Here is a 26,631-nt window from a genome sequence, read left to right on the forward strand (position 1 = left end):
AAAAAAGCCATGTTAAAAATTACATGGCTTATAGGAAAGGTAGAGCGTATATCAATTCACTCTACATGGAAAAGTACTGAAATTTATAGTTAGCACGTTATTGTGCGGTCCAAGCACCATCCATAGGCAGTGATGAACCGGTAATCGCGCGGGCACTATCGCTACATAAAAACAAAATAAACTCACCTATTTGTTGAGGTTGCATCATTTCTGGCAGCGGTTGCTTAGCGGTAACAAGGTTATATTGTGCTTGTTCGAAACTTAACTGGTCTCTGGCGGCAATATCGATGATTTGTTGTTTAATTAACGGTGTATCAACCCAACCTGGACAGATGGCATTGACTGTAATGTTTTGTTCTGCATTTTCTAATGCTACTACTTTCGTTAAGCCGACAATGCCGTGTTTTGCCGCACAATAGGCCGATTTATTTACAGACCCTACTAAACCATGAACTGACGCGATGTTAATGATACGACCCCAATTGTTCTTTTGCATTGCAGGTAGCGATTGTTGAATGGTATGAAATGCTGCAGATAAATTTATTGCAATAATATCGTTCCACTTAGCAGTAGGAAATTTAACCGCACTTTCAGTGTGTTGAATACCGGCATTATTGATTAAAATGTCAATATTCCCTAATGCTAACGTGACGCTATTGATAAATGCTGTTATGGCAATAGCATCTCTTAAATCAGCATTGCTAAAGTGCACTTTTACAGCGTATTTTTCTGAAAACTGCTGTGCAAGATCTTTACCTTCTTCATCAGTTAATAGACCATGCAGTGCAAGGTTAATCCCTTGGTTGGCAAGCACATGAGCGGTTGCTAGCCCAATACCGCTGGTTGAACCGGTAATAAGCGCCACCTTTCCTGCTAAAGCTTGTGTTGTCATTTAACATCTTCCTTTTAGAGTGCTTTATACGCTGAATGCAAAGCGGTAGCTGAGCTACAAGAATTTTAATCGTTAAAGTTTACAATAAGTAGAAGTTGATTTAATTGGCACCTTAGTACCATTGAAAATATATGCAATTACAGCGTTTATTGAATTTTTACTTGTAAATAATATGAATAGACAAACATTTATTGCTAGTTGAATATCTGAAAATTTACTGCTAACTTGCTAAATACATTATGAATTGCCATTTTTCTGAACTAATTTAATCAGTGCTTTGTGCTTTAATTCATATTGTTGATTACACGCTTAGGTTGGTAAAACTCCACTAATCGAGCGTATAACTTTATTGGAGTTATTAAAAAAAGGATGTACAAGTGAAGAGTGTTTTTTTCTTTGATTCGATGTTGACCCCGAAAATAATTACCTTTGTTTACTGGTTGATGCTGTTAGGCTCTTTAGTTTCAGGTATTGGATCTATGTTTACTGAATATGGTGGAGGTTTCTTTACCGGTTTAGCTATCATTATCGGTGGTGCTATTGGCGCAAGGATCTGGTGTGAGTTATTAATAGTTTTATTTAAAATTCATGAGAATTTACAAACAATAGCAAACAGATCAGAAGAAAATAAATAAGATTTTTTGCTGAATAATCACAGTTGGTGGTAACTTTCAACTAACTGTGATTTATAGGGTTTAACTAGTATTTAAGTGCCACATGTGGCGTTATATTTAAGGATGAGTTAATTTGAAGTGTTTTTGTTGTAAGTTGTTATATTTGTTTGCTTATCTATTAATTTTTTGTGTTGATGCTCAGGAGTTTGTTGAAAAGGAAGAAGGGGTTAATATTAATGATAAAAGTTTCCCTTGGGAGTTGGTTATTGACCGAGGAAAAATATTAGGCTGCGTGTATGACAATAGATACTATACCTTGGGTTCTATTCTCATTTTAGAGTCACTTCCTCGAAAGTGCGGCTTAGCAACTGATAGAAATGGTGTTTGGCAGCAGTTATCCGAGCCAGAAATGCTTCACTTCAAAGAAAGTATTGAAATTCAGCAAGCATTAGAAAGAGAGTCAACCTACATAGGTAGCGACCCAATCAATAGAGAAGAGGCTAGATTGATTCGATACTTACGTCGTGTTAAAGAGTTTGCGGATAAGGATAAAGGTTAATTGCCACTAAGCTTACTGAATTGTTGAGTATTTGTTTTTATTTAAAAAAAAACAACAGGTTGGTTGTTATTGCTATTAACTTGTTGAATCTATTGTGAAATTATAAGTAAAAAGATTTTTTAGTGAGAATGCCTATTATTGCTTTGTCGCTAGTTTCTTTATGCAGCTCTGCTGGTGATTATCAACCTGCTGCTGGCTTAGGGCAGCAATATGGTGATGTTTTAGGTACACAGTTTGCGTATACAACTGAGGCAAGTAAATACTTTGTTTCTTTAGGTTTAGTTGGCTTTTCTGCAGATTGTTCAAACAACGTTTAGTGAAAATCCAAAGCGAAGATGGCTTTATTTTTGCGACTTATGATTATCATTTTAATGGTTTTTCTAATCCTGGACTGGTGATTGGAACCGGAATAGGCATTACACGTGAAGACGAAGGTGGTTTTTTTTCAAATGCAGGAAAAACAGAAACATCAACGTCTCTGACATTAAATATTGGTTATAAATTTTAATATTTAACACCTTATTAAAATAGAAATAAAGATGAACTTATTTCGCTTAATTTTATTGTCAAATAAGGCTTATAAAAAGTAAGCCTTATGTTTATTTGATTACTGGCAATATTCACTCTTCATCTTGAAAGATTTCTTCAATACTAAGCTTGAATAGCCGTGCTGCTTTAAAAGCTAGCGGTAAACTTGGGTCAAACTTACCTTTTTCAATGGCATTAATGGTCTGACGTGAAACCTCTAATGCGTCAGCAAGTTGTGCTTGTGTCCAGTCTCTTTCGGCACGTAATACTTTAAGTTTATTTTTCATTGGTAATTTCTACTGCCAATAAACGTGGCGGTTAAATAGGTAAGACCCATAAAAATAACTAAATGAGATATTTCAGCATGAAAGCTGATCAAGTTTACCACATTTAAGTTCGAATAGGTTAAGCCAACGATTAAGCTTAACCCAAGTGTGATGCCCATGGCGTTTAACTGGATTCGTTGCTGCATTTCATCTAACCCTTTAATATGTTTAATATTTACTAACACCATTTTTAGGCCTAATGCTAAATTTAATATCACAGCTGTTATTGTTAAAACTTGGTCAAAGTCCCATAAAAATCTTGGCCCAAAGTTGGTGAGTGCCATTGTTAAAACCCATGTGGCTGTCCAAAAAGCAAGTCTTGCGGTATTTATTTTATTTGCTTGCTGCCAGTCTGTAGGTTTGCTTCTAGCGTTATTAACATCGTTTGTCATGTTTTTAATCTCCGTGTCCGCTTTCTTTTACTAAAAGTTAAGTGTGCTTTACATCTCTAGGTTAGAAAAGAAAACACCCTTTGTCAAGTGTGCTTTACTTTTTGTTTGTTCTGCTTGATTTGTACCTGATAGATTAAGTAAATGAATAGCGATAAGTAAGAATAAATATCAAGTGTAGTGGTTTGGGGGGGATAGCTAGACGTTAATTAGAAGATTTTATGTTTACTTGATATTATTCTTTCTGTATTCCCCCGGTTTTTGACTGGTTAATTTATTAAACCAACGATAAAACGATCTTGGCTCTGTAAAGCCTAGTTCAGTACTTATTTCGTTTAAGTTTAATATGCTCTTCACTAAATGTTGTTTTGCCAATTTAAGCCTAACTTCATCCAATAGGGTTTGAAAATTTAATCCTAGTGCGGCTAAGCGACGCTGCAAAGTCTTTGCGCTAATATTAAATTGTTGAGCTATTTCTTGTTGATGAAAATTTCCTGATTTTAAAGATTTTTCAATGGCATTTTGTAGTTGAGTGATAATATCAGTCTCAGTACTTAAATCAGAAATTAGTGCTTGTGCATGGCTTTCTAGTGTCGACAATAGCTGCTGATCGCCTTTATTTAAGGGTAATGAGAGTAAAGCTTTATCAAAAACAATCGCATTTTCTTTCTGGCCATAGCTCACGGGGCATTTAAAGATTGCTTGATATTCATTTTGTTGATCAAGAGATGGCTCTTTTCGGCTCAATAATATTTCACTTGGGTTACTTTTTTCACCAACTAAATAGCGTGCAAAGGTTAGCCAAGAGCCTAAACAATTGTCGATCATATGGCGCTTAACAATAGGGTCAGTAAACTGACAATGCCAGCTTATTTTTACCTTATCACCAAATGATGCAAAGGTTGTGGTGCCCATATCACCCACCAATTTCTCGAAAGGTTGAATTTTGGTGATTGCTTGCCCAAGATTTTCACAATTCATTGAGATGTAACCCAAAACGCTGTAAGAGCCTGGCTGTACATGCTTCGCAGTATGCAGGCCAAACAAGTCATCGCTAGACAGCGCTAGTAACGTGGCAATAAGTTGTTGAAACTGCAGGCCAGTGATCTGCTTGCTATTATCCGATAGTAAGTGTTGATCTAAGTTGATAGCTTGGCATATTGCCTCTGTGTCTAATGCTTGCTCTGCAGCCAACTGTAAATACTGATTAACTGCCGGTACTGACGCTTGTCCTAAATTTTCATCTAAACAAGCATCAGCTGCCTCAGTTAAACGCTTATGAACTTCATTATTTGCAGTATTCTTGAACTCAGTCATTGTTGTCCTACTATTGCCGCATTTCTTTATTTATTATCATTATTTTTTGCAATATGGTGACAATACATCCGTTATTGTCCATAAATGTCACCTTGACTGTCTTTTTAGGACATTTTGTCACTACGTTCTTCGTTTTATCATAACTGATAATGAACTAATAGTTAATTAACCTAATTGGGTTAAAAGGGTAATAAAATGAGACGTTGGAATGGCTGGGGTGATGAAAGTACCTCAATGGATTTACCACCATCAGCAGGTGTTTTTTTAACGCAGTTAGTCGGTGAAGGCACATGCCTTGTTGATGCTGACTTAGGTAATGTTATTAAAACTGTTCCGCAAACACGCTTATTAGCACATCCGTTAATTTCTGTAGATGCTGAGCAACGTGTCCGTCATGCAAAAGGGCAATCATTACCCGACTGGTTAGCCATGCACAGTGGTGATATTAGTTGCTTCCCTGATGGTGTTTGTTTTCCTGAAAACTGCCAAGACGTTAAAGATATCCTTAGCTACGCGAAAATAAATAATGTTGATTTAATTCCCTATGGCGGGGGCACAAGTGTTGCAGGCCATATTAACCCTAAACAATCTAAGCGCGCTATATTAACCGTTAATATGAGCCGAATGAATCAATTGCTGCATCTTGATGAACAAAGTCAAATTGCTACTTTTGGCGCGGGTACGCCAGGGCCTATGGTGGAAGCACAACTATTAGCGCGTGGTTATACTTTAGGGCATTTCCCACAATCTTTTGAGCTTTCAACTATTGGCGGTTGGGTAGCAAGTCGTTCAAGTGGTCAGCAATCATTACGCTATGGCCGTATTGAGCAATTATTTGCTGGCGGCAATATTGAAACATTTTCTGGTTCACTTGATGTTCCAACGTTTCCAGCATCATCAGCGGGCCCTGACTTACGTGAATTACTCTTAGGCTCTGAAGGACGCTTTGGTATATTAACTGAGGTGAAAGTACGGGTTAGCAAAGTCGCAGAAAAAGAAAAGTTTTCGGTGATATTTTTCCCCAATTGGCAATCCGCTAGCCAGTTTTGTAAAGAGAGTGTGCAGCAACGCATCGCCTTATCCATGTTAAGAGTTAGTAATGCGGTAGAAACTCAAACTCAGCTAAAGCTAGCGGGTCATGAAAGCTCAATTAAATGGTTAGAACGCTATTTATCATTACGGGGTTGTGCCGATGAAAAGTGCATGTTGACCTTTGGCTTAACAGGCACTAAACAGCAAATATCAGCCAGCCAAAAGCAATTAAAGTGCTTTGTTAAGAAATTCAAAGGCGTCAGTACCGGTGAGTTACTAGGTAAAAAATGGCAAGCGAATCGCTTTCGTTCACCTTATCTGCGAGAAGCCTTATGGGAAAAAGGTTATGTGGTAGACACTTTTGAAACGGCGACCGACTGGGCCAATGTCGATAATTTAATGGCAAAAGTTGAATCAGCAGTACGTGATGGATTAAAAGAAGAAGGCGAAAAGGTACATGTTTTTACTCACCTTTCTCATGTTTACAGCCAAGGTTGTAGTTTATATACCACTTATGTTTATCGAAATTCAGCTTCTTATCAAAAAACGCTGGCGCATTGGAAAAAATTAAAACATTTAGCAAGTGAAACAATCGTTAGCAATGGCGGTACGATTAGCCATCAGCACGGTGTTGGTAAAGATCATGCCCCATACCTTGGTGTTGAAAAAGGTGAGCTAGGGATGAAAGTATTAGAAAACTTGGTTGAACATTTTGATGCCAAACAACAACTTAATCCAGGTACACTATTGCAATAAATTGCAGGGATAAATGTTGGATAATGGGTGTGATAAAGGAGAAACCATCACTGTGAATACGCTTAATGAAGACCTCAAGAAGGCAAACGTTGCAGCTGACGTAACTGAAGGTGAGGTTAAGCAGCCTACTAGCGAACTTAGCCTTAATGTTGTGATGACACGTGAGCAGCGTATTGCTGATATTACGGATACGCCTTGTTGGGATTTGGTGGTTATTGGTGGTGGTATTACTGGCGCAGGCATTTTAAAGCTTGCCAGCCAAATGGGTTTGAAGGTTTTATTATTAGAACAAAAAGACTTTGCTTGGGGCAGTTCAAGCCGCTCTTCTAAAATGGTACATGGCGGTTTGCGTTATATGGCGCAAGGGCAGGTGGCATTAACCCGAGAATCTGTTACTGAGCGTCAACGGCTGCTTAAAGAGGGGCAACCTTTGGTGAGTAAGCAAAGCTTTGTGATGAGCCATTATAAAAAATCTTTTCCAGGGCCTTGGGTATTTAATCGATTATTGTCATGTTATGACTTTATCGCGGGGGCTAAGCAGCATAAGTTTTGGCCTAAATCGGCTTATTTATCATTAGCACCGCAAGTTGACGAGTCAGAATTACTGGGGGGAACACAGTTTTTTGACGCCTTGACAGAAGATGCTCGTTTGGTGCAGCGATTGATCCAAGAATCGTTACAGCTTGGCGGACAAGCGATTAATTATGCCAAAGTATCTCAACTAAATTCATTGGCATTTGATAACCAAATAACCGTTGAGTTGGAGGGGCATGAATTAGCATTAAAGCTTAATGCTAATGTTGTGATAAATGCTTGCGGCGCGTGGTCCAACTTACTTGAAAGCAAATACACTGAGCTGCAAGGTTCTAACTCACTAACAGCCAAATCCGATAAAAAACCATCGATGCACATGAGACCATTACGTGGCAGCCACTTGGTGATAGCTAATTGGCGTTTACCTGTGGCAAGTGTTATTTCTGTTCAACATGCAGAAGATAAACGCCCAGTGCAAATATATCCTTGGCAAAATGTCACTATTGTTGGCACTACAGATGTTGAACATAACGCTGATATGTCTTTTGAAGCAAAAATTAGTCAACAAGAGTTCGATTACTTATTGGCAACCATTAAGCAGCAGTTTCCATACGCTAATATAACGAAAGACGATATTATTTCGACATTTTCTGGTGTTCGTCCGGTGATCACAAACAGTAGCTCAAAAGTAAGTTCAAAAGCTAATTCTAAAGCACCATCGAAAGAAAAACGTGAGCACCATATTGAACAACAGCAAGGTATTATCTCGGTAACCGGCGGTAAGCTAACCACTTTCAGATTGATTGCGGAGCAGGTATTAACGCTTGTTTGCCAGCACTTAGATAACAAAGGTAAGTCTTACCACACAGAGCTTAATAGTTCGCTAAAAGCCGCTTGTCAGCAACCGATACTCTCTCAATTGCCCAGTAATGTAGGCTCAGTGTTTCGTGATGATATTAAACAGCAAATATTGGCTTGTTATGGTGAGTTTAGTGCGTTATTTGCTAACACGAGCAGCAAAACTGAATGTCAGCCAATACGTTATAGCAAACATTTATGGGCGGAGTTAATTTGGTCTGTACGGTTTGAACAAGTACAACATCTTGACGATTTATTGCTGCGACGCACACGCCTAGGTAATGTTCTGCCACAAGGTGCTCGTGAGCTTTTACCGAAAATTAAAACGTTGTGTTCGCCTTACTTATCTTGGAGCGAGCAAAAGTGGCAAGAAGAAGTTAGTCGATATTTAGCCATTTGGCAAAAGGCTTATAGCTTGCCAAGCATTGAAATTTCAGAAAAATAAGAAAGTCTATGACAAAAAATAGCTCGACAGAAGCACCGACGAAAAATCTCGGAGATTTAATTTTAACGATAGATAACGGCACGCAAAGCGTTCGAGCTTTGATATTTGATTTACAAGGTAACTTAGTCGCTAAAAGCCGCATTGAACTTGAAGCCTATTTTTCAAATAATCCTGGTTGGGCTGAGCAAGAAGCTGATTATTTTTGGCAAATGTTGGCGCAATGTTGCCAGCAATTATGGCAACAAAATGATGTTATTGAAAATGGCTACCGAGAGAGAATTACAGCAGTAACAGTCACCACACAGCGTGGCACAGTGGTCAATTTAGATAAAAACGATAAACCGCTGCGTCCGGCAATTCTCTGGCTTGATCAACGTTTATGCCAACAAAATAAGGCTATGCCTTGGTATTGGCGAGCGGCTTTTGCCACTATTGGCCAAAGTAAAGTTATTGATTACTTTCGCCGTAAGTCGCAAGCTAACTGGCTAGAGCAAAATGAGCCTAGCGTTTGGCAACAAACAGAGAAGTACCTTTTATTGTCGGGTTTTTTAACGCATAAATTAACCGGGCAGTTTAAAGACTCTGTTGGCAGTATTGTGGGTTACTTGCCATTTGATTACAAAAAACAAAATTGGGCAGGGCGTTGGGATTGGAAATGGCACGCCTTACCCGTAAAACCTTCTATGCTACCAACCTTAGTTAAGCCCGGTGAAGTTCTCGGCACAATTACCGAAACAGCGGCTAAAGCAACAGGTTTAAAAGCAGGAATAAAGCTCATTGCCTCAGCGTCAGACAAAGCTTGTGAGGTCTTAGGCTCTGGTTGTATTAGTCCTGATACTGCGAGTTTAAGCTACGGTACTACTGCAACCATCAATACAAATAATGCCAAATATGTTGAACCACAAGCTTTTATTCCTCCGTACCCGTCAGCAATCCCAGAGCATTTTAATAGTGAAGTGATGATTTATCGCGGTTTTTGGATGGTCAATTGGTTTAAAAAAGAGTTTGGCCAAAGCGAAATTGAAAAAGCACAAACTTTGGGCGTCAGTGCTGAGAGTTTATTTGATCAATTGGTTGCACAAGTACCACCTGGCTCGATGGGCTTAATGTTACAACCGTATTGGTCACCAGGCTTGAAAAATTTAGAAGCAAAAGGGGCTATTATCGGTTTTGGCGATGTTCACACTCGTGCTCATATTTATCGCTCAATATTAGAAGGTTTAGCTTATGCGTTACGAGAGGGAAAAGAAAGTTTAGAAAAACGACAAAAGAAAAAAATTACCCGTTTAATCGTTTCCGGCGGCGGCTCTCAGTCGGACGCTGCACTGCAGCTTACCGCCGATATATTTAATTTACCGGCGCATCGACCACATACTTTTGAAACTTCAGGGCTGGGCGCTGCAATTAATGCTGCGGTAGGTAAAGGCTACTTTGATAATTATCAACAAGCCATTGATGCAATGACGCGTATCGAACAATCTTTTTTACCAAATAAACAAAATGTCCAGCTTTATAACAAACTATACAGCCGAGTATATAAAAAAATGTATCGACAGCTAAAGCCGATTTATCAAGATATTAAAAAAATAACGGGTTATCCCGAATAAGTGTTAAAAAATAAAAGTGTGAAAAATTAGCATTGTAATATAAAAGCAATAAGGCATTTAATAACTGTCATAAAACCAACTTAAAATGCCGAAAATTTAGAAAAAACTATAACAATAATTAAATAATGAGTAGGAAGGGTCTTAATATGATTTATAACCGTCGTAAATTTATAAAAACTTTAGCAGTAAGTGCTGGCGTAGTCGTGACATCAAGCCTGATTGGTTGTGGCAGCTCTGATAAAAAAGCCGATGTTGTTGAGCCCGGTCCTGTTGAACCGAGCCTTTTAGATGGCAGCCAATATTTTCCACAATCAGTTGTTTCAGGTGATCCAAGAGCAGATTCTGTTATTCTTTGGACTCGTGTCGATGATGCTTCTGGCGCTGATATTTCATTAATGCTGCAAGTGGCAACCGATGAAGCTTTTGCTAGTTTAGTCGTTGAGGAAACTTTTGATGCACTAGCGACTTATGATAATTGTTTAAAAATTCGTGTTACAGAGTTAAATGCTGGTCAACACTATTATTACCGCTTTGTTTATCAAAGTGACGGTAAAAATTACTCAAGCCGGATTGGTCGTACTAAAACTGCGGCAGCGCCAGACAGCGATAGTAAAGTAAAGTTTGCTTATGTTTCTTGCCAAGATTATATCGGTCGTTACTTTAACAACTACCTATCGTTATTAGACAAACGATGATTTAGACTTTGTTGTACATTTAGGTGATTACATTTATGAAACTACAGGTGACTCACAATTTCAGTCCGTTGGTGGAGCTCGTAGTATAGAGTTTACTGACAATGAAGGAGCACTAACGATAGGTGTTGGTGATAATAAAACTCAAGCAGCCAATAGCTTGGATAACTATCGTCAGCTTTACAAAACTTATCGTACTGATGAACTATTACAACGTGTACATGAACGCTTTCCTATGATCGCGATTTGGGATGATCATGAATTTTCAGATGACAGCTGGGGCGATACTGCCACCTATTTAGATGGTGCGGGTGATGAAAAACAAACCCAACGTAAGAAAAATTCTGAAATTGCCTATTTTGAGTTTATGCCAATTGATCACGAACAACCGCATACTCAAGCTGGTTTAGCCGCTGGTGCAATTGGTATTAATGAAGAACATTTATTCCCGAATACTCGTATCTATCGTGATTTTCAATTTGGTCAGCATTTACACTTAGCCATGACTGATTTTCGTACCAACCGTCCAGATCATATTTTGCCAGAAGATGCTTTTCCTGCCGCAGTAGCGATGGACCAAGCTACCTTAAGTACCTTTTTATTAGGCGCAGGTATGGCACAAGCGAGGGTTGACGGTATTGTTAGTCAAATGTCACCGTATGTGAATATTGATGATGCTATGTTTGCACCATACAAAGCGACATTCTTAGAGGTGTTTACTGGCCTTTATATGCAAGAATTAATGGCTCGTGTTGAGTTAAGTCAAGCAGATGCATTCGCACAAGCACAACAACGAGCGGTTGCTGCTGTAAAAGGTAACTTAACGACAACTTATTTGAATCAAGTACTCGCTGGCGCTAAAGCAGCTCTACCGGCAGAGCATCCGATTCAAATGTTACCGGCTTTGCCTGAAACAGATATCGCGCAAGGTTTAGCATTTTATACTATGGGTAAAACTTCATTGTTTGGCTTTATCGGTAGCCGTTACTTAGTGGTTAAAGACACATACGATATTTATGCGGGTTACCGCGAATATGTTGCGAACCTTCAAGGTGGTACAGCACAGAAAGCCTTTGATGATAGACAAACTAACTGGCTAGCACAAACCTTTGGCACTTCAACTAGCACCTGGAAAATGCTTGGTAGTTCGGTATCGTTCTCTCCTTTGATCTTTGATTTATCAGCAAGTCGTGCCGATAGTGGTTTAAGCTTACTAGAAGGCGTACTTGACTCTGAAGCAATTCCTGCGGCGTTAAAGCAGCGCTTTTATCTTGAAGCGGATCAATGGGACGGTTTCCCGCAGTTTAAATCAAGTTTCGTTGATAATGTTATGAGCCAATTTGGCGTGATTAGTTTAGGTGGCGATGTACACAGTAGCTATGTCACTGAGCACAAACCGAATGCAGTTACCGGTAAAAGGTCATTTAACTTTACTACTTCGTCAGTTTCATCAGGCACATTTGGCTCATTTTTAGAAAACGGAATGAATCAAATATTTGCGCAATTAGGCGAGGTACCAGCAGCATTGAGTGATTTACCTTTTTACTTTGATCCATTAGTGCAAAGTGCGACTAAACGTGATGACATTACTGATGATATGGTGTTTTCTCGTATGTGGGAGCATGGCGTTGCCATTGTTGAGGTTGATGCTGAGCAAGTATTAGTAAATTTCCATAATACAGGCAGTACATTTCATAATATGGACACTGTGACACGCAATTATTATGATGACGCTGAGAGCTTCTTATCGAAAGTGCGTTTGTATAAGTTTAAAGTTATGGATGGCGTGTTAACCCAGTTGTAATTCTCAGGTTTTATAAGAATGAGAGGAAATCAAATAGCTCACATTAGTGTGGCTATTCTCTCAAGAAGGGCTGTTTATTCTTAACGTAAACAGCTCTTTTTCGTTCTAAAAATTAGGGGAAGCGTGTAGAGGAATACCACCGTGAAGTCGCTTAGGTGTATATTGGTTAATGGCAAAGTAAGAGTCAGAAAATTGCGTTAAGATTTGAACCAAGAAAATATGGTACTTGAGGTGTTCTTATCGGCTAGAGACGGCAAATAGCATCAATTACTAATGATTTAAGTTTAAAAGTAGAGTAAACATGATGACATTTAAAAATGTACTGATCACGGGAGGGTCAAGCGGAATAGGACTGGACTTAGCTAAAGCTTACGCGAAGCAAGGTGCTAACGTAATGTTGCTTGCTCGTAATCAAAGCCGTTTAGAAGATGCTGCAACAGCATGTACAGCACTGTGTTCAAGGGCTGACCAAAAGGTTATAGCGTTTAGTGTAGATGTTGGTAATAGTGAAGCATTTAATCACTTGGTTAATGATATTAAAGCTCAAATAGGCACCTTAGATTTAATTATTTTAAGTGCCGGTATTGTTCAAAGCGTTAAGTTCATGGAACAAAGCGAGCAAGATTTTAATGACATTATGTATACCAATGTGGCGGGTAGTCGTATCGTAGCAAAAGCATTTTTACCTGATATGATCACACAAGGAAAAGGACAGGTTTGTTTTGTTGGCTCATTAGGCGGATTAATCGCTACTTATGGGTATAGTGCCTATAGCGCATCTAAGTTTGCAGTAGTAGGTATGGCGGGTGCATTACGACAGGAACTTTATTCTTCAGGTGTTGGGGTGTCAGTTTTGTGTCCCCCAGAAGTGGATACGCCTATGGTGGCTAAAGAAGCGAGTCATATTTTACCTGAAACACGGTTCGTGAAAGACATTGGTGGTTTATTGAATACTACTACCGTAACAAAAGCTGCTATTAAAGGAATTAATAAAAATCAATTTATTATTGTGCCGGGCTTCAAGGGAAAGATGTCTTATATACTAGCTCGCTATATGCCCAATATATTTGCTTGGGCGATACAAAAGCTAGTTGGTTTGGCAGGAAAGTTTATAAAGTAGCATTATTTCGCAACGACAAAACTCAGTGAAGTGGCGCTGCAAACGTAACTAGTTATAGAATTTTGATTTCTTCAAGCAATATTAGGCTGTCATGACTGATTTTAAATCACATTTCAGTTTATTTTAACAGCAAGGAACATTACTTTTTAATTGTTGATATAGCGCTATCGTGTTTTTACTTAGTTGCTCAGGTTTAATTTCCTTTAAAAGCTGCTTTGCTTGGCTATTTTGGTTATTTTTTTGTAATGTTTCGATAAGCCGTAGTTGGGTATAATTTTTAGCTTCGATAGAATAATTTCCCATTTTTACTGCTGGTATCATCCACTCAAGTGCTTTCTTAAATGCTGGGATAGCTTGGTCGTAAGCTTTTTTTCCCTGTAAAGCTCGTGCAACATTGTGATAACCCTCAGCAGTTTCCAAATGATACTTTGTTTCAATAAAGCCAGTTAAAGCATACTGATAATGCTTTAATGCTAAATCATAATTGGTAACATTAATATAAGTATGAGCAATGGCTGTTTGTAGTTTGGGAAAATAATGGGGAGGCCCCATATTTTTGATTTGCTGATTAATCCATTGGATAAATTCAGTAATACGTTCATGCTGACTCAATTGGCTGTATAAAATAATGATTTCTGCATATCTGTCAGCATCGAAACTAACGTTATTCACTTTCTTGATTAATTCAACGGCCCTGTTAGCGTATAAAGTTCCTTGTTCTTCATTACCATCAGTAAATAGCATTTTTGCATGCAATGTATATAAAGTGGTTAGAAAAACAGGTGGAGCATTTTTTAAGTCTACATATTGATGAAGCTCTTTTTTTAATAATTCAGTATCTCTAATCTCCCAAATGGCTAACATTTTAAAATTAATTAGACGATACCATTGTCTACTTTGCTTTTTAATCTTTCCGATATTTTCATCTATTTGCTTCAGACATAAATGAGGAGATGCAAGGCATGATTTTTTATTTTCGAGATAGAGGGACGTACTATTGTAGACAGATGCAGATGCTTGAATGGCTAAGAAGAGCCACGAGCTATATATAAATATATAAGTAGGCTGTAAATACTTCATATCATTTCACCCATCATTAATACAACATTCGCTTTTGATCAAGTTAAAAAATTATGATGCACGCGGGAACGTTATTCTGCAAGATAATTATTTGTTTTTACACGTATTTGATCGAAGTATCAATACACTAGATGTGAAGTATACTTTATCAATAAAGCTAATTTAAAGTGGAAAGCTCAGTTTTTTGATAATAATAGAATCCTATCTATTCCTTTAGACTTTTGAATATAGCCGAACATAATGGTAGCCGTTAATAGGAAAGAGCATAATTTATTATTCGTAGATGTCAGTTTTTTTTACAATTAATCGGCTTTAGTGAAATGTGCTGTAATTATTATAGCGACAGTATTGTTATATGCTTGCCACAAGACTTTCAGAGATTAATAGTAGCGTTAATTCATTGTCTTTCATGGAGTTGATGACGATTTTTTAATTAAATATCGTTAAATCTATTTGAACTGTAATACAAAATAAGGGATATATTATGTTAAAAAAACTACTCACTGCTGGAATATTGCTTTGCGTTAGTTTATCAATGTCAGCTAATGCTGCCTTAATGGGGATCAATGGTTCTTTTGATGTTTTTGGTTTGGGTGAAACAACATTAAATGCAGCAGGAGAAGTTACAGATGTAGATTTTTCATTTAATTCTTTTGATTTAAGACCTCAAATTATTTCAGGCGATTATCAGGGGTATTTTGATAACAACTCAATTTTTTCTGTAAAAAATCCTCTAGTTTTAAGTAACATTGTTGGTGTCGACTTATGGACAGTAGAAGGTTTTACTTTTACGGGTACTTCTATTCGCGAAAATAAAACTACGGGCACAAGTACCGGTTTATATATTATTGGTAATGTTTCACATGCCGATTTCATCACAACGGAAACCCAATGGTTTTTTTCAACTCAAGGCTTATCAATCAACGGAACAACGTTGAAGAGCTTTTCCTCGACAATAACCTCTCCAGCTCCAAGTGTTGTATCTGAACCAGGGACATTAGCATTATTTGGCTTAAGTTTTCTTTTTTGTGGTTTACGCCGTAATAAAAAATAATTTTAATCTAGTTTTCTCAATAGCTCTATTTAGCTAGCGGCAATTAAAAAACACCAGGCTTATAATCTGGTGTTTTTATCTTTCTACAACTTACTTATTTTCTATCTCCTGACGGTAACAACATCATAAATTGACTCGCCGCTCTAAGTTGTTTTAGAGAGCTAATTGAAATTCAGGCATTGAAACCTCTTGATATGATGTACTAAGGCGTATTGCTATGTAGTGCGATACGGTTACCTTCAGAGTCATGAATAATGACGCGAAAGCCATGTCCACCCATTGATATCTTCTCTTCAACTAGTCGGCCACCGTGCATTTCAGATTGCTTTACCGCATCATCTAATCTGCCATTTACATTGAAATAAATAAGTGGACCGGTGGTAAATATTTGCTCGGGTGGGGAAGGAACTAAACAGCCGGAAACATTGGTTTCGGCATGAGGTAATATGCCAAAGGTGAAATGATCAAACTCTTCTATTTTAATCTCGCCATTTAGTAAGGCACTATAAAACTCGCTAGCACGGGTGAGATTTATCACGGGAATATCAACCCAGACAATTTGATTTTCCATATTGCTTTCCTTTGTTGTTTATTTTATTAACTTTCAAACAAGGGCAATGCTTATGTATTTTTTTCTAATGCTTTAGTGAATACCTTATTAAAGGCATAGAGCAAGTATAGTTGAGGAATTTAATAAGCCATATTTGTCATGCCTTATTAGACTTTTTTGTACAATAACAGGCAAAACATCATTGCTTGCTAACTACCCTCTACATAGCTTTCTTAGCTAGTTAGTAGCAAGCTTGCCGCATAGTCGGTAGAATAATTGCTTTGGTTTTTATGACTTTGGCGTTTCCCTCAATTATGCGAATTATTCACACTTCCGACTGGCATTTAGGTCAACATTTTTACGGCAAAAGTCGAGCACGTGAACATCAACAGTTTTTAAATTGGTTAGTGGAACAATCACAAAGCCAGCAAATAGACGCCATTGTTGTCGCAGGTGATATTTTTGACACCGGCACGCCGCCGAGCTATGCCCGTGAAATGTATTTTGATTTCATTGCCAAGTTGCATCAAGTGCAGTGTCAATTAGTGGTGTTAGCAGGTAATCATGACTCGGTTGCTATGCTGTCAGAATCACAAAACTTATTACAGCAACTATCAACACGGGTGATATCAGCAGTTAGCGAAGATATAGACCAACAAGTTTTTGTCCTTAAAAGCCTTAAAACTCAGCAGCAAGCGGTGATATGCGCTATTCCCTTTATTCGTCCGCGCGATATTGTTAAAAGTTACGCGGGTCAATCGGCAGACGAAAAACAACGTTCTTTACAACAAGCTATTTCTGCTCATTATCAACAACTGTTTGAACATGCGCAGGTATTGTCAAACGCGAATCAAGTTGACGGTAATCGATTGCCGATTATTGCTACCGGGCATTTAACCACTATTGGCGCAACCACCAGTGACTCTGTGCGCGACATTTATATTGGCACGCTAGAAGCCTTTCCAGCTAGTGAGTTCCCTAATGCGGATTATATTGCTTTAGGCCATATTCACAGACCGCAAAAAGTAACGAAGAGTGATCATATTCGTTATTGTGGCTCGCCTATCGCATTAAGTTTTGATGAAGCTAAAACCCAAAAGAACATTGTGATTGTTGAATTTGAACATGGCGAGTTTAGCAACGTAGAGTTAAGTAATATTCCCTGTGTACAACCATTAGCCATGGTAAAAACTAATTTAGAAAGTTTATCTGACGATATTGCTGCGGTAGTCAAAGATAACAAAGCGTTAGGAGGACTTGATAGCACTAACGAAAAAATTTGGCTCGATATTGAAATTGAAAGTGCGGAGTATTTACAAGATTTAACTGCGCGTATTGAACAAATTATAAAAGAGTTACCTGTTGAAGTATTACTGGTTAGGCGCAGCAAAAAATCTCGTCAACAAATGCCAAGCCAGCAAGAAAAAATAACCTTGAGTGAATTGAGCGTGCAAGAAGTGTTTGATGCCCGTATGGCATTAGAAGAGTGGCAAAGTGAGGAACAACAAAACCGTAAAATGCGGTTAAATAGTTTATATCTTAATATTGCTGAGCAAACACAATTAGCACTTTCGCCAGAGCCTTTATCTGTTGAAAAACCATCAAGTAAGCGAGCTGAAATTGATAGCAACTCAGATAAAAAAGCGGAGCAAAGTTCATGAAAATATTATCGCTTCGCTTTGAAAATATAAACTCGTTGAAAGGTCATTGGAAAATTGACTTTACGCAATCACCATTTGATACCAGTGCGCTTTTTGCCATAGTTGGGCCAACGGGCGCAGGTAAAACTACCATACTCGATGCCATGTGTTTGGCGCTTTATCATCAAACACCACGCCTAACTATTTCCGATAAGCAAAATCAACTGATGACTCGCCATACCGCAAATTGCATGGCGGAAGTTGAATTTGAAGTGAAAGGCCAAGCTTATCGAGCATTTTGGAGCCAACGCCGAGCGAAAAATAGTATTGAAGGGAACCTGCAAAAGCCTACTGCCGAACTAGCTAAGCTATTATCGCCGGCTAATGGCGATGTTGAAAGTGCGGTTGAAGCGGGCGAAGCTGAAGTTATTGCCACAAAAGTTTCTGATATTCGCACTGAAATAGCACGACTAACGGGTTTAGATTTTTCTCGATTTAGAAAGTCGATGATGCTATCGCAAGGTGAATTCGCTGCCTTTTTAAATGCACCTGCCAACGAGCGGGCTGACTTGTTGGAAGAGTTAACTGGCAGTGAAATATACGGTGATATTTCTAAAGCCGTATTCGAACAACACAAAGATGCGAATAACCAATTAAAGCTATTACAAGCCAAAAACTCTGGCATGCAGTTACTGACTGAAGAGCAACAACAAGAAATTAGTCGTGAACAAAGTGAAGTTACTGCACAACAACAACCAATAGAAGCTCAATTAGCTCATTGGCAACAGGTTCGACAATGGCTAGTGAATATACAAGAAGCGAACAAGCAGCAAGAAACTGCTGAGCAACAGAGAGTTTCTGCCGAAAAATTACAGCTTGAAAATGCCGAACAACTGCAAGTATTATCCTTGTCTGAGCCAGCAGAGCAGTTGCGCGCGCAGCATCAAGAATTACACCATTTTAACCAGCAATTATCACAACTTAATGACCAACGTAAGTTACTTGAAAGCGATGTTACTAAAAATAATGCCGCTGTTGATGCTGCGAATGAGTCATTAACTGCTTTTATGCTTGAGCATGAGAAATTTATTGCCCAACAACACAGCACAGAACAATTAATTGTTGAACAGGTATTGCCGCTTGATCAAAAAATTACTCAGTTAGAAGAACAGAAAAATAAGCAAGCCAGTCGATTAGTATCGGCAAGTAATGAGACTGCGCAGAGCAAAGCAGCATGTGAAAAATTAGCGGTTAGTAAGCAATCACAACAAGAAAAAATGACCAGCGTCCAAGCGTTTATTCAGCAGCAACAGTATTTAGCGGCATTGCCTGAAAAACTACCTTTATGGCGTAATATATTAGCGCAATTGGTTAATGAGAAAAAGCTAACCTTTGAGTTGCTTGCACAAGATAAAAACATGCAGCAGCAAGCGGATAGTTTGGCAAATAACCTAACCACAGCGCAGCAACAGTTAGGTCATTTTGAAACTGAGTTTAAACAGCAACAAGTAGAATTAACGGCGAAAGCAAATGCTGTTGGAGAACTGTTAAACCAATATCAATGTCAGAATGAGCAAGAACTTACGCAGCAATTGCATAACATGCAATCGACAGTGGCAGAGCAAGCGCAAGTATTAATTAATGCCCAACGTTATCAGGCATTAAGCACTGAATTACATGAAATTGATAAAACGCTTCATGCTAATAATCAGCAATTGACGCAATTAGCGCAGCAACTAATTCCATTGCGTGAACAATATAAACGCCAGAAAATTGCGTTAACCGACGTTCAGTTAATTGTTGAACAGCAAAAAACTATCATGTCGTTAAGCCAGCACCGAACTAATTTAAAAGCCGATGAAGCTTGCCCGTTATGTGGTTCGAAAGAACATCCTGCGATAGCTGATTATCAAACGCTAAATCACGAAGCTGGTAACGAACATCAACTGCGCTTAAAGCAATTAATTAGCGAACTAGAGAAACTTGAACTTCAAGGTAAAGGCTTATCTGCAGAGCAAGATAGGCTAAAAGAAAAGCTTATTCTAATAACTGAAAATCAAGGTGTTAAACAACAAGAACAGCAACAATTGACCGACAAATGGTTACAACAACGTGAGTTATTACAGCTTAACCTTGAGTTGTCTGCTTTCGATCTAATTAAAGAAAATATTCAAGCTCGACAACAGCATTTTGAACAACTCAATAATGCTAATAGTCAATTACAACAAGTAAAACATGCTCACCAGCAACAGCTTGAAGTTGTCTCTTCACAAGAGAAAACACTACTTAATCAATCGAACTTAATTCAAACACAAACCGTGCAGTTTACTCAACTTCAGCAACAAGTTGAGCAGAACAAGCAAAGCATCAAACATAAACAGGCATTGGTTGCTCAAGAATGGCAGAAATTGTCAGAGGCTATGCAAGGCGCTCAGCTTGCTATTGCTGAGTGCTTTGGCGTTTATGGTCAAGCAACAATACCTGACAATGAGCAAACAATAGATAATAGCGTGACAGGTAGTGAAATTACGGAAAATGCATTTAATGAACTAGTGCAATTACAACAAAACTGGTTCACTGAAATTGAACAGCAAAGTAGTCATTATCAAACCGCATTAACTGCAGTGAACACTGATAATGAAGTGATGCAGCAACTTCAGCAGCAATTCGCCATTACCGAGAGTAAAGTTCAGCAATTAACATTAGCTGAACAAAGTCTGCAAGCTGAATTATCGCAAATTGAAAAGCAATGGAGTGGTGATAAAGCGCAGCGCCAGAAATTATTTGCAGATAAAGATGCTCAGCAAATGCGTCAACAATTAAAGCAGCAATACTTAGAGCAAGAGCAGGCACTTACTAAGCAGCAAAATGCTGTTAATGAACAAAAAATTCAGCTGCAAAATTGTGCCGGTATGCTTCAAGGTAATGTCGAAGCAATTAATAATATTACACCGCAGCAACAAGCGGCTGAACAAGCTTGGCAAGCAGCCATTGATGAAAGTGTTTTTGCGACACATGAAGATTTTGTCACGGCATTATTAAGCCCTGAGCAACGTAAACAATTACTTAACGTGAAAGCGAATATTGAGCAACAAAGTCAGCAAGCACATGCGCAACTGCAACAAGCTCAACAACAGTTATTGTCATTAACGCAAACTAAGCTGGCGTTAGAAGAAAGGACTCAGCAGTTAGTTGCATCGTTGCAAGCTGATAAGGCGGATGGAAAGATTGAAGACTCTTTTTTAACCCCGCTGTTATTTGCCGACAATGCAGCATTAGCTGAGAATTTAGATGTTAACGCTTTTGATGCTAAAGCATTAGCGTGTACTGAAATGTTGAAGCAATTACAAATGCGTCAAGGACAATTAAGTCAACAAATTAGTCAAGACGAAAAACAACGCGGCGAACAACAAAGCTTATTGGCTGAAATTGTTAAGCAACAAGATGAACTCGATGATTTATCGCATCTTAATGGTTTAATTGGCGCAGCAGATGGCGCTAAGTTTAGACGTTTTGCGCAAGGTTTAACACTTTCGCATTTAGTGTATTTAGCTAACGAGCAGTTGAACCGTTTACATGGTCGCTATCAATTGCAACGTCAACAAAGTGATAGTTTAGCGTTAGAAGTACTTGATACTTGGCAGGCGGATAGCGTACGTGATACGAAAACTTTATCAGGTGGTGAAAGCTTTTTAGTAAGTTTAGCCTTGGCATTAGCTTTATCAGACTTAGTGAGTGCGAAAACCAGTATCGACTCACTGTTTCTTGATGAAGGTTTTGGTACGTTAGACAATGATACTTTAGAGATAGCTTTATCAGCACTTGATTCATTAAACGCCAGTGGCAAAATGATTGGCGTGATAAGCCATGTTGATGCGCTTAAAAAGCGTATTGATGTACAAATTGAAGTGAAAAAGCACAGCGGTTTAGGGGTTAGTGAGCTTGCTGAACGTTATAAATATACCCAAGTCACTTGAAACTGCATCTTCAAGTGATTTGGGTATATATAGCTACCGCAAGTGAATAGTTACTGTTGCCTAGGTCAAAGACAAGTGTTTTTTAGCACTTGTCAGTACTTTGCCTGATAAGCTCTGATAAAGGCGTTTAGACTTGGTTGCTTAACAGGGTATTAGCGATTTAACTCTCAGAGCAACTATCTGAATAATTTTCAGAGTAACTCTCAGAATAACTCTCGACCAAATGATCAATAAAAGCCCTGATGCGTGCGGTTAAATGACGATTTGGTGGGTAAACGGCATGTAAACCAATACTAGAAACTTCACTTTCTTGAAATAGCACTTTTAAACCGCCATTTTCTATATGTTGCTGGACAGTATATAAAGGGCAGCGACCTATGCCCATACTACTTACCGCCATGTGTGCAACTGCTCGTGGTGAGTTTGCGCGAAAGTTGCCGCTTACTCGAAAGCTTTTCCTTTGCTTGTTAATCAAAAATGTCCACTGTTCAGGATCTGTCATTGCTGATCGTGTTAAACAATTGTGTGTGACTAATGCATCGGGGTGTTTCGGCTCTCCGTATTTTTCCAAGTAATCAGGAGAAGCAACCACCACAACTCTCATATTTAATAGTTTTCTCGCAATTAATGAAGAATCTTTTAGTTCACCAAAACGAATGGCTAAGTCAAAGCCGCCATCAACAATTGGCACTAATTGATCCGATAAAAACAAATCAATGTCGACTTCAGAATGGGCTAATTGAAAGCTTTTTATCGCCTCAACAAGTTCTTTGCCGCCAAAGCCAGTTGGTGCGGTAATTCTTATTGGGCCTGCCAATTTAGACTGTCGAGCCTGCACTAAGCCTTCTAGCTCATCGAATTGATCAAGCAAAGGCGCACAACGTTCCACATAAGCTCTACCAATGTCCGTTAATGTAACGCTACGAGTTGTTCGATTAAATAACTGCGCACCTAAATGTTGTTCTAGCTGCTGCACATATTTACTGGCTAATTTCGTTGTTACACCGAGTTGGTTCGCACCTTTGGTGAAAGAGTTTTGTGACGCCACAGCGACAAATGCACTCATACACTTAATAGTATCCATAATACTTTTTCCTTAATAACTCTATACGAACTAGCTTGCCATTTATTGTCTCTGTTTTGTACATAAAGATTCCATATTTAGGCTTATTGTCTCTATTGTTTGCTTGTACTATATTTCTAACCGAACAGAAAATAACTTAATTATTTGAGGATAAAATTATGTCAAACGCAATTCGTATCTACAGCTTCCCACTATCAGGACATGCACATCGTGTTGAGTTATTCGCTAGTTTAGCGGGGATTGTTCATGAGATTATTAATGTAAAACTTGCTGAAGGTGAACATAAGCAACCAGCCTATTTAATGATTAATCCTGATGGGCAAGTACCTGCCATTAAAGATGGCGATACGGTTATAACCGATTCAAATGCAATTTTAGTTTACTTAGCACGCAAATATGCTCCATCTTATTTACCTGAAAACCCTGTGCAAGAAGCTGAGGTGCAAAAGTATTTAACCATGGCTGCTGGTGAGCTTGCTTATGGTCCCGCCGCTGCGCGCTTAATTAATGTCTTTAATGCGCCACTTGATGCAGAATTTGCCAAGGCAACGGCTGTAAAACTATTAGCTAAACTTAATACGCATTTAGAAAATAAAAACTTCCTAGTGGGTGATAAGCCCAGTATTGCTGATGTTGCCATATATAGTTATACAGCTCATGCGCCAGAAGGTGGTGTTTCGCTAGAATTTTATCCCAATGTAAAGCGCTTATTATCGAACATTGAAGGGTTAGCTGGTTTTAAACCAATGCCTGTTACTAATGCTGGCTTAGTTGCTTAATGCAGGCAACATTGCTCGCTTATATCAACTAAATGTACGCCGAAATATTTAAGCGAGCTATACCCAAACTACTTGAAGATGCAGTTTCAGAGTTAAGCTAGGAAATCAGCACAAGGCGAAGCAGGCAGGTAATGGTTACTCCCTTATCAAGTGCTGCAACGCTGAACTTTTTTCCTAGCTTAGCTCCCGTAGGGCAAGGCGATAAAGGGTCATCTCCGGCGTTATTGATTTTTACAATGGAACAACCATTCTATTCAATCAATGTCTTGGTGCTAATCCTTATCCCGTATCTTCAAGTAGCTTGGGTATATACTATTGCTAAGATATATAAAGTATTGAATAACTCACGGGGTGAAAGATGGAAAGCAAAAATCAAAGTCGGCTCACAAATACATCTTCACCTTTTCATGCCGGTGAACAAGAGCTGCAGTCTAGGTCAGGTAAACGTGATGCTATGGAAAAGTTCGGTCAGCGTGCCATTCGTGCCTTTATGCCTGATCAACACCGAAAATTTTTTGCACAATTACCTTTTATAGTTATTGGTAGTGTTGATAATAGTGGTTGGCCTTGGGCTTCAATTTTACCGGGCCGCCCGGGATTTGCATCTTCGCCAACACCAACAAGGTTAGATATAAATATTCAACCAATTAATGGCGATCCATTGGCACAGAACATTCAAAATGATGCCGCGCCATTGGGCTTGCTTGGCATTGAATTACATACTCGTCGAAGAAACCGTTTGAATGGCCGCGTAGTGCAAAATAATACAAGAGGTTTCTCTGTAGCTGTTGATCAATCTTTTGGCAATTGTCCGCAATATATACAACACCGCAGTGTTGATTTTATTCGAGAGCCTAATAAATCAAGTCAACTAAGTAAGACTAAAGCTTTCAGTAAATTTTCTTCAGATGTTACTGCCATTATTGGTAATGCTGATACGTTTTTTGTCTCTAGTTTTGTGCAAAGTAAAGATCGACCAGACATTGAAGGAGTCGATGTTTCTCATCGTGGCGGCAAGTCTGGTTTTGTAAAGGTTGATGGGAATACCTTAACGATTCCCGATTATTCAGGAAATTACCATTTCAATACCCTAGGTAATTTCTTAATAAACCCTAAAGCAGGGCTCATTTTTACGGATTTCACCACGGGTGATATTCACATGCTAACAGGCACCGTAGAAATTATTTGGGATCTTGATGAAGAACTATCAACGTTTCAAGGGGCAGAGCGTGCATGGAAATTTACCTTAGATCATGGCTTAACGCTGAAAGATGGTTTGCCCTTTAGAAGTACCCTCGGAAATTTTTCACCAAATTCACTATTGACCGGTAATTGGGCTGAAACTAAAGCATTAATTGCAGCAAAAAAATTGAAAGGTGCTTGGCGGCCATTTAATGTCACGAGAATAGAAGATGAAAGCGACAACATTCGCTCTTTCTATTTTCAAGCTAGCGACAGTCTTGGATTGCCGACTTTTGAAGCTGGCCAATTTATTACCTTGAAAATTACGCCTGACAATGTATTAGGCAAAGCGGCAAAAGATATTATTCGCACATATACTGTTTCTTCTGCGCCTGGCGAAAACTACTACCGAATTTCTGTAAAAAAAGAGTCTCAGGGTCTTGCATCAAAATACTTACATGAATTAGTAAAGGTTGGCGATGTTATTGAATTAAAAACACCTCGAGGAGAATTCTTTATTGATTCCTTAAAAGAAAGGCCTGCAGTTTTAATTGCTGGTGGTGTTGGCATTACCCCTATGATGTCGATGGCACAACATATTTTCAATGAGGGTGTTCGCCGTCGCCACTTAAGGCCTTTATTTATTTTTTACAGTGCAAGAACAACAAAACAACGTGCTTTTTCCGAACAGTTAAACGAACTACAGCGTCGTAGTGATAACAAAATTAAGTATTATTCATTCATTACCGCGCCCACTGCAGGGGAAAAGGTCGGTGTTGACTTTAATAGTGATAATCGAATTTCAATAGAGGTATTACAACAAGTATTACCACTTGATGCTTACGATTTTTATTTGTGTGGTCCTACAGGTTTTATGCAAGATATGTATAACAAACTTCATTATTTAGGTATTGCTGAACATCGTATTTTCGCTGAATCATTCGGCCCTGCGGTAATATCTCGTTCAACAGAAAACTCACCGACTACTGTAGCCAATTCAATAGAGCCTGAAGAAGCAGAAGAAAGCATAATAACGTTTGCTAAGTCAGCTTTTGAACAGCGCTGGCAACAAGGGGGCAGTACACTACTTGAAGTGGCTGAAGCTCATGGTTTAACACCTGAGTTCGGCTGTAGAACGGGCGCTTGCGGCGCATGTAAAGTCAAGCTTAACGAAGGTAATATTACTTATAGAACAAAGCCAACGGCAGAGTACGGTAAAAATGAAGTATTAATTTGTTGTGCTGTGCCAGAAAAAAACTCTGAAAATATCAGTATTGATTTATAAAGTGGTTGCTTAACGTATTAATTGTGCGGCTGCATTAAAGAAGTAGCCGTACAGCATCATAACTTTGGCGAGATTTGACTGACACCAAAATTTAGGTTGTTTAATATTATTATCAATAAAAGTTTACTTTGTGTTCAATTAACTATATAGTCCGCGGCGTTAATTATTCCCATCTAGTTTATTTAACCGATTGTATGCTGATATTGGCAAAAATATAATCGCGTTTTGTCTTTCCCTTTCACAGTTAGTCATTACATAATTTATTAAGCTTAAATTATTGTTAGTTTTGCGAGCAAGTGTTTCGTAAAAATTGTTATTCTTTAAAGTTTGATTTTGAAAAATTAAACTTAAGAAATATCAAAGTTTCACGCCACAATAATATAGCTTTTGTTATTTATGCGCATAGGCGCACATTAAAAGAGTTTATTATGTCTTATACATATCAAGGTACGATCTATTCGATCGCATCACCGGTTCGATCAATTTCTGTTAACAAAAACAATGTAGCAGTGACAGATCAGCAGGGC

The 26,631-nt window shown here is 38.5% G+C and carries 22 protein-coding genes; 15 read left to right on the top strand and 7 right to left on the bottom strand.

The annotated features are described in order from the left end of the window. Positions 1 to 97: 97 nt before the first annotated feature. Positions 98 to 892 (bottom strand): 3-hydroxybutyrate dehydrogenase, encoded by a 795-nt coding sequence (locus B7C41_RS14195; protein ID WP_085299590.1) that lies wholly within the window; start codon positions 890 to 892, stop codon positions 98 to 100. A 377-nt stretch (positions 893 to 1,269) separates the two neighbouring features. Here B7C41_RS14195 and B7C41_RS14200 point away from each other — a divergent pair, with 377 nt between their 5' ends. From B7C41_RS14200 to B7C41_RS14215, 4 genes are all read left to right on the top strand, one after another. After that, on the top strand, positions 1,270 to 1,527 hold the full coding sequence (locus tag B7C41_RS14200) for a DUF4282 domain-containing protein (protein ID WP_085299591.1): 258 nt from the start codon (positions 1,270 to 1,272) through the stop codon (positions 1,525 to 1,527). A gap of 142 nt (positions 1,528 to 1,669) precedes the next feature. After that, entirely contained in the window at positions 1,670 to 2,065 is a 396-nt protein-coding gene (locus tag B7C41_RS14205; RefSeq protein ID WP_085299592.1) for a hypothetical protein, read from the top strand. A 122-nt stretch (positions 2,066 to 2,187) separates the two neighbouring features. Next, a complete protein-coding gene (locus tag B7C41_RS14210; protein WP_143764405.1) occupies positions 2,188 to 2,382 on the top strand; it encodes a hypothetical protein in 195 nt (64 codons plus the stop codon). Beyond that, positions 2,382 to 2,573, top strand: coding sequence for a hypothetical protein (locus B7C41_RS14215; protein WP_085299594.1), 192 nt, complete (start codon positions 2,382 to 2,384; stop codon positions 2,571 to 2,573). The genes B7C41_RS14210 and B7C41_RS14215 overlap by 1 nt, the downstream gene beginning before the upstream one ends. A 112-nt stretch (positions 2,574 to 2,685) precedes the next feature. Here the strand turns inward: B7C41_RS14215 and B7C41_RS14220 are convergent, their stop codons facing one another. The 3 genes from B7C41_RS14220 to B7C41_RS14230 form a co-directional block, all read right to left on the bottom strand. Continuing rightward, positions 2,686 to 2,880: a helix-turn-helix transcriptional regulator gene (locus tag B7C41_RS14220; RefSeq protein ID WP_085299595.1), complete on the bottom strand. Its 195-nt coding sequence runs from the start codon at positions 2,878 to 2,880 to the stop codon at positions 2,686 to 2,688. Then, positions 2,877 to 3,311, bottom strand: a complete 435-nt coding sequence (locus tag B7C41_RS14225) for a hypothetical protein (protein ID WP_085299596.1) — start codon at positions 3,309 to 3,311, stop codon at positions 2,877 to 2,879. Before B7C41_RS14225 ends, B7C41_RS14220 begins: the two co-directional genes overlap by 4 nt. A 222-nt stretch (positions 3,312 to 3,533) precedes the next feature. Further along, positions 3,534 to 4,625 carry an AraC family transcriptional regulator gene (locus tag B7C41_RS14230; RefSeq protein ID WP_085299597.1) on the bottom strand — a complete coding sequence of 364 codons (1,092 nt, stop codon included), beginning with the start codon at positions 4,623 to 4,625 and terminating at the stop codon, positions 3,534 to 3,536. A 195-nt stretch (positions 4,626 to 4,820) separates the two neighbouring features. On the opposite strand from B7C41_RS14230, the gene B7C41_RS14235 reads away from it, so the two are divergent. From B7C41_RS14235 to B7C41_RS14260, 6 genes are all read left to right on the top strand, one after another. After that, on the top strand, positions 4,821 to 6,413 hold the full coding sequence (locus B7C41_RS14235) for an FAD-binding oxidoreductase (protein ID WP_085299598.1): 1,593 nt from the start codon (positions 4,821 to 4,823) through the stop codon (positions 6,411 to 6,413). A gap of 13 nt (positions 6,414 to 6,426) precedes the next feature. After that, positions 6,427 to 8,250, top strand: coding sequence for a glycerol-3-phosphate dehydrogenase/oxidase (locus tag B7C41_RS14240; protein WP_211279535.1), 1,824 nt, complete (start codon positions 6,427 to 6,429; stop codon positions 8,248 to 8,250). Between the two features lie 8 nt (positions 8,251 to 8,258). Continuing rightward, positions 8,259 to 9,857, top strand: coding sequence for an FGGY-family carbohydrate kinase (locus B7C41_RS14245; protein ID WP_085299599.1), 1,599 nt, complete (start codon positions 8,259 to 8,261; stop codon positions 9,855 to 9,857). Between the two features lie 146 nt (positions 9,858 to 10,003). Continuing rightward, positions 10,004 to 10,552 carry a PhoD-like phosphatase N-terminal domain-containing protein gene (locus B7C41_RS14250; RefSeq protein ID WP_158089139.1) on the top strand — a complete coding sequence of 183 codons (549 nt, stop codon included), beginning with the start codon at positions 10,004 to 10,006 and terminating at the stop codon, positions 10,550 to 10,552. Positions 10,553 to 10,583: 31 nt separating this feature from the next. Beyond that, on the top strand, positions 10,584 to 12,353 hold the full coding sequence (locus tag B7C41_RS14255; RefSeq protein ID WP_085299601.1) for an alkaline phosphatase D family protein: 1,770 nt from the start codon (positions 10,584 to 10,586) through the stop codon (positions 12,351 to 12,353). Between the two features lie 301 nt (positions 12,354 to 12,654). Continuing rightward, positions 12,655 to 13,473, top strand: a complete 819-nt coding sequence (locus B7C41_RS14260) for an SDR family NAD(P)-dependent oxidoreductase (protein WP_235839727.1) — start codon at positions 12,655 to 12,657, stop codon at positions 13,471 to 13,473. 123 nt (positions 13,474 to 13,596) lie between these two features. Here B7C41_RS14260 and B7C41_RS14265 read toward each other — a convergent pair whose 3' ends face one another. Next, positions 13,597 to 14,553, bottom strand: a complete 957-nt coding sequence (locus B7C41_RS14265; RefSeq protein WP_085299602.1) for a tetratricopeptide repeat protein — start codon at positions 14,551 to 14,553, stop codon at positions 13,597 to 13,599. A 484-nt stretch (positions 14,554 to 15,037) separates the two neighbouring features. Here B7C41_RS14265 and B7C41_RS14270 point away from each other — a divergent pair, with 484 nt between their 5' ends. After that, entirely contained in the window at positions 15,038 to 15,607 is a 570-nt protein-coding gene (locus tag B7C41_RS14270; RefSeq protein ID WP_085299603.1) for a PEP-CTERM sorting domain-containing protein, read from the top strand. A gap of 202 nt (positions 15,608 to 15,809) precedes the next feature. Here the strand turns inward: B7C41_RS14270 and B7C41_RS14275 are convergent, their stop codons facing one another. Next, a complete protein-coding gene (locus tag B7C41_RS14275; protein WP_085299604.1) occupies positions 15,810 to 16,178 on the bottom strand; it encodes a VOC family protein in 369 nt (122 codons plus the stop codon). A 293-nt stretch (positions 16,179 to 16,471) separates the two neighbouring features. On the opposite strand from B7C41_RS14275, the gene sbcD reads away from it, so the two are divergent. Beyond that, positions 16,472 to 17,818: an exonuclease subunit SbcD gene (sbcD, locus tag B7C41_RS14280; protein ID WP_085299605.1), complete on the top strand. Its 1,347-nt coding sequence runs from the start codon at positions 16,472 to 16,474 to the stop codon at positions 17,816 to 17,818. Continuing rightward, positions 17,815 to 21,774 (top strand): AAA family ATPase, encoded by a 3,960-nt coding sequence (locus B7C41_RS14285; RefSeq protein WP_085299606.1) that lies wholly within the window; start codon positions 17,815 to 17,817, stop codon positions 21,772 to 21,774. The genes sbcD and B7C41_RS14285 overlap by 4 nt, the downstream gene beginning before the upstream one ends. 160 nt (positions 21,775 to 21,934) lie before the next feature. Here B7C41_RS14285 and B7C41_RS14290 read toward each other — a convergent pair whose 3' ends face one another. After that, the gene (locus B7C41_RS14290; RefSeq protein WP_085299607.1) at positions 21,935 to 22,858 is read right to left on the bottom strand and encodes a LysR family transcriptional regulator; all 924 of its coding nucleotides are present in this window, start codon (positions 22,856 to 22,858) and stop codon (positions 21,935 to 21,937) included. Between the two features lie 158 nt (positions 22,859 to 23,016). On the opposite strand from B7C41_RS14290, the gene B7C41_RS14295 reads away from it, so the two are divergent. Together B7C41_RS14295 and B7C41_RS14300 are read left to right on the top strand one after the other, a co-directional pair. Beyond that, positions 23,017 to 23,637 carry a glutathione S-transferase family protein gene (locus B7C41_RS14295; protein WP_085299608.1) on the top strand — a complete coding sequence of 207 codons (621 nt, stop codon included), beginning with the start codon at positions 23,017 to 23,019 and terminating at the stop codon, positions 23,635 to 23,637. Positions 23,638 to 23,995: 358 nt separating this feature from the next. Further along, on the top strand, positions 23,996 to 26,104 hold the full coding sequence (locus B7C41_RS14300) for an FAD-binding oxidoreductase (protein ID WP_085299609.1): 2,109 nt from the start codon (positions 23,996 to 23,998) through the stop codon (positions 26,102 to 26,104). Positions 26,105 to 26,631 lie beyond the last annotated feature (527 nt).

Source organism: Cognaticolwellia mytili (assembly GCF_002104475.1).
GTDB lineage: Bacteria > Pseudomonadota > Gammaproteobacteria > Enterobacterales > Alteromonadaceae > Cognaticolwellia > Cognaticolwellia mytili.

Excerpts from the sequence above, each read along its gene's own strand:
- B7C41_RS14195 (WP_085299590.1), bottom strand. The coding sequence starts at position 892 with ATGACAACACAAGCTTTAGCAGGAAAGGTGGCGCTTATTACCGGTTCA.
- B7C41_RS14220 (WP_085299595.1), bottom strand. The coding sequence starts at position 2,880 with ATGAAAAATAAACTTAAAGTATTACGTGCCGAAAGAGACTGGACACAA.
- B7C41_RS14225 (WP_085299596.1), bottom strand. The coding sequence starts at position 3,311 with ATGACAAACGATGTTAATAACGCTAGAAGCAAACCTACAGACTGGCAG.
- B7C41_RS14230 (WP_085299597.1), bottom strand. The coding sequence starts at position 4,625 with ATGACTGAGTTCAAGAATACTGCAAATAATGAAGTTCATAAGCGTTTA.
- B7C41_RS14235 (WP_085299598.1), top strand. The coding sequence starts at position 4,821 with ATGAGACGTTGGAATGGCTGGGGTGATGAAAGTACCTCAATGGATTTA.
- B7C41_RS14240 (WP_211279535.1), top strand. The coding sequence starts at position 6,427 with ATGTTGGATAATGGGTGTGATAAAGGAGAAACCATCACTGTGAATACG.
- B7C41_RS14245 (WP_085299599.1), top strand. The coding sequence starts at position 8,259 with ATGACAAAAAATAGCTCGACAGAAGCACCGACGAAAAATCTCGGAGAT.
- B7C41_RS14250 (WP_158089139.1), top strand. The coding sequence starts at position 10,004 with ATGATTTATAACCGTCGTAAATTTATAAAAACTTTAGCAGTAAGTGCT.
- B7C41_RS14260 (WP_235839727.1), top strand. The coding sequence starts at position 12,655 with ATGATGACATTTAAAAATGTACTGATCACGGGAGGGTCAAGCGGAATA.
- B7C41_RS14265 (WP_085299602.1), bottom strand. The coding sequence starts at position 14,553 with ATGAAGTATTTACAGCCTACTTATATATTTATATATAGCTCGTGGCTC.
- B7C41_RS14270 (WP_085299603.1), top strand. The coding sequence starts at position 15,038 with ATGTTAAAAAAACTACTCACTGCTGGAATATTGCTTTGCGTTAGTTTA.
- B7C41_RS14275 (WP_085299604.1), bottom strand. The coding sequence starts at position 16,178 with ATGGAAAATCAAATTGTCTGGGTTGATATTCCCGTGATAAATCTCACC.
- sbcD (WP_085299605.1), top strand. The coding sequence starts at position 16,472 with ATGCGAATTATTCACACTTCCGACTGGCATTTAGGTCAACATTTTTAC.
- B7C41_RS14285 (WP_085299606.1), top strand. The coding sequence starts at position 17,815 with ATGAAAATATTATCGCTTCGCTTTGAAAATATAAACTCGTTGAAAGGT.
- B7C41_RS14290 (WP_085299607.1), bottom strand. The coding sequence starts at position 22,858 with ATGGATACTATTAAGTGTATGAGTGCATTTGTCGCTGTGGCGTCACAA.
- B7C41_RS14295 (WP_085299608.1), top strand. The coding sequence starts at position 23,017 with ATGTCAAACGCAATTCGTATCTACAGCTTCCCACTATCAGGACATGCA.
- B7C41_RS14300 (WP_085299609.1), top strand. The coding sequence starts at position 23,996 with ATGGAAAGCAAAAATCAAAGTCGGCTCACAAATACATCTTCACCTTTT.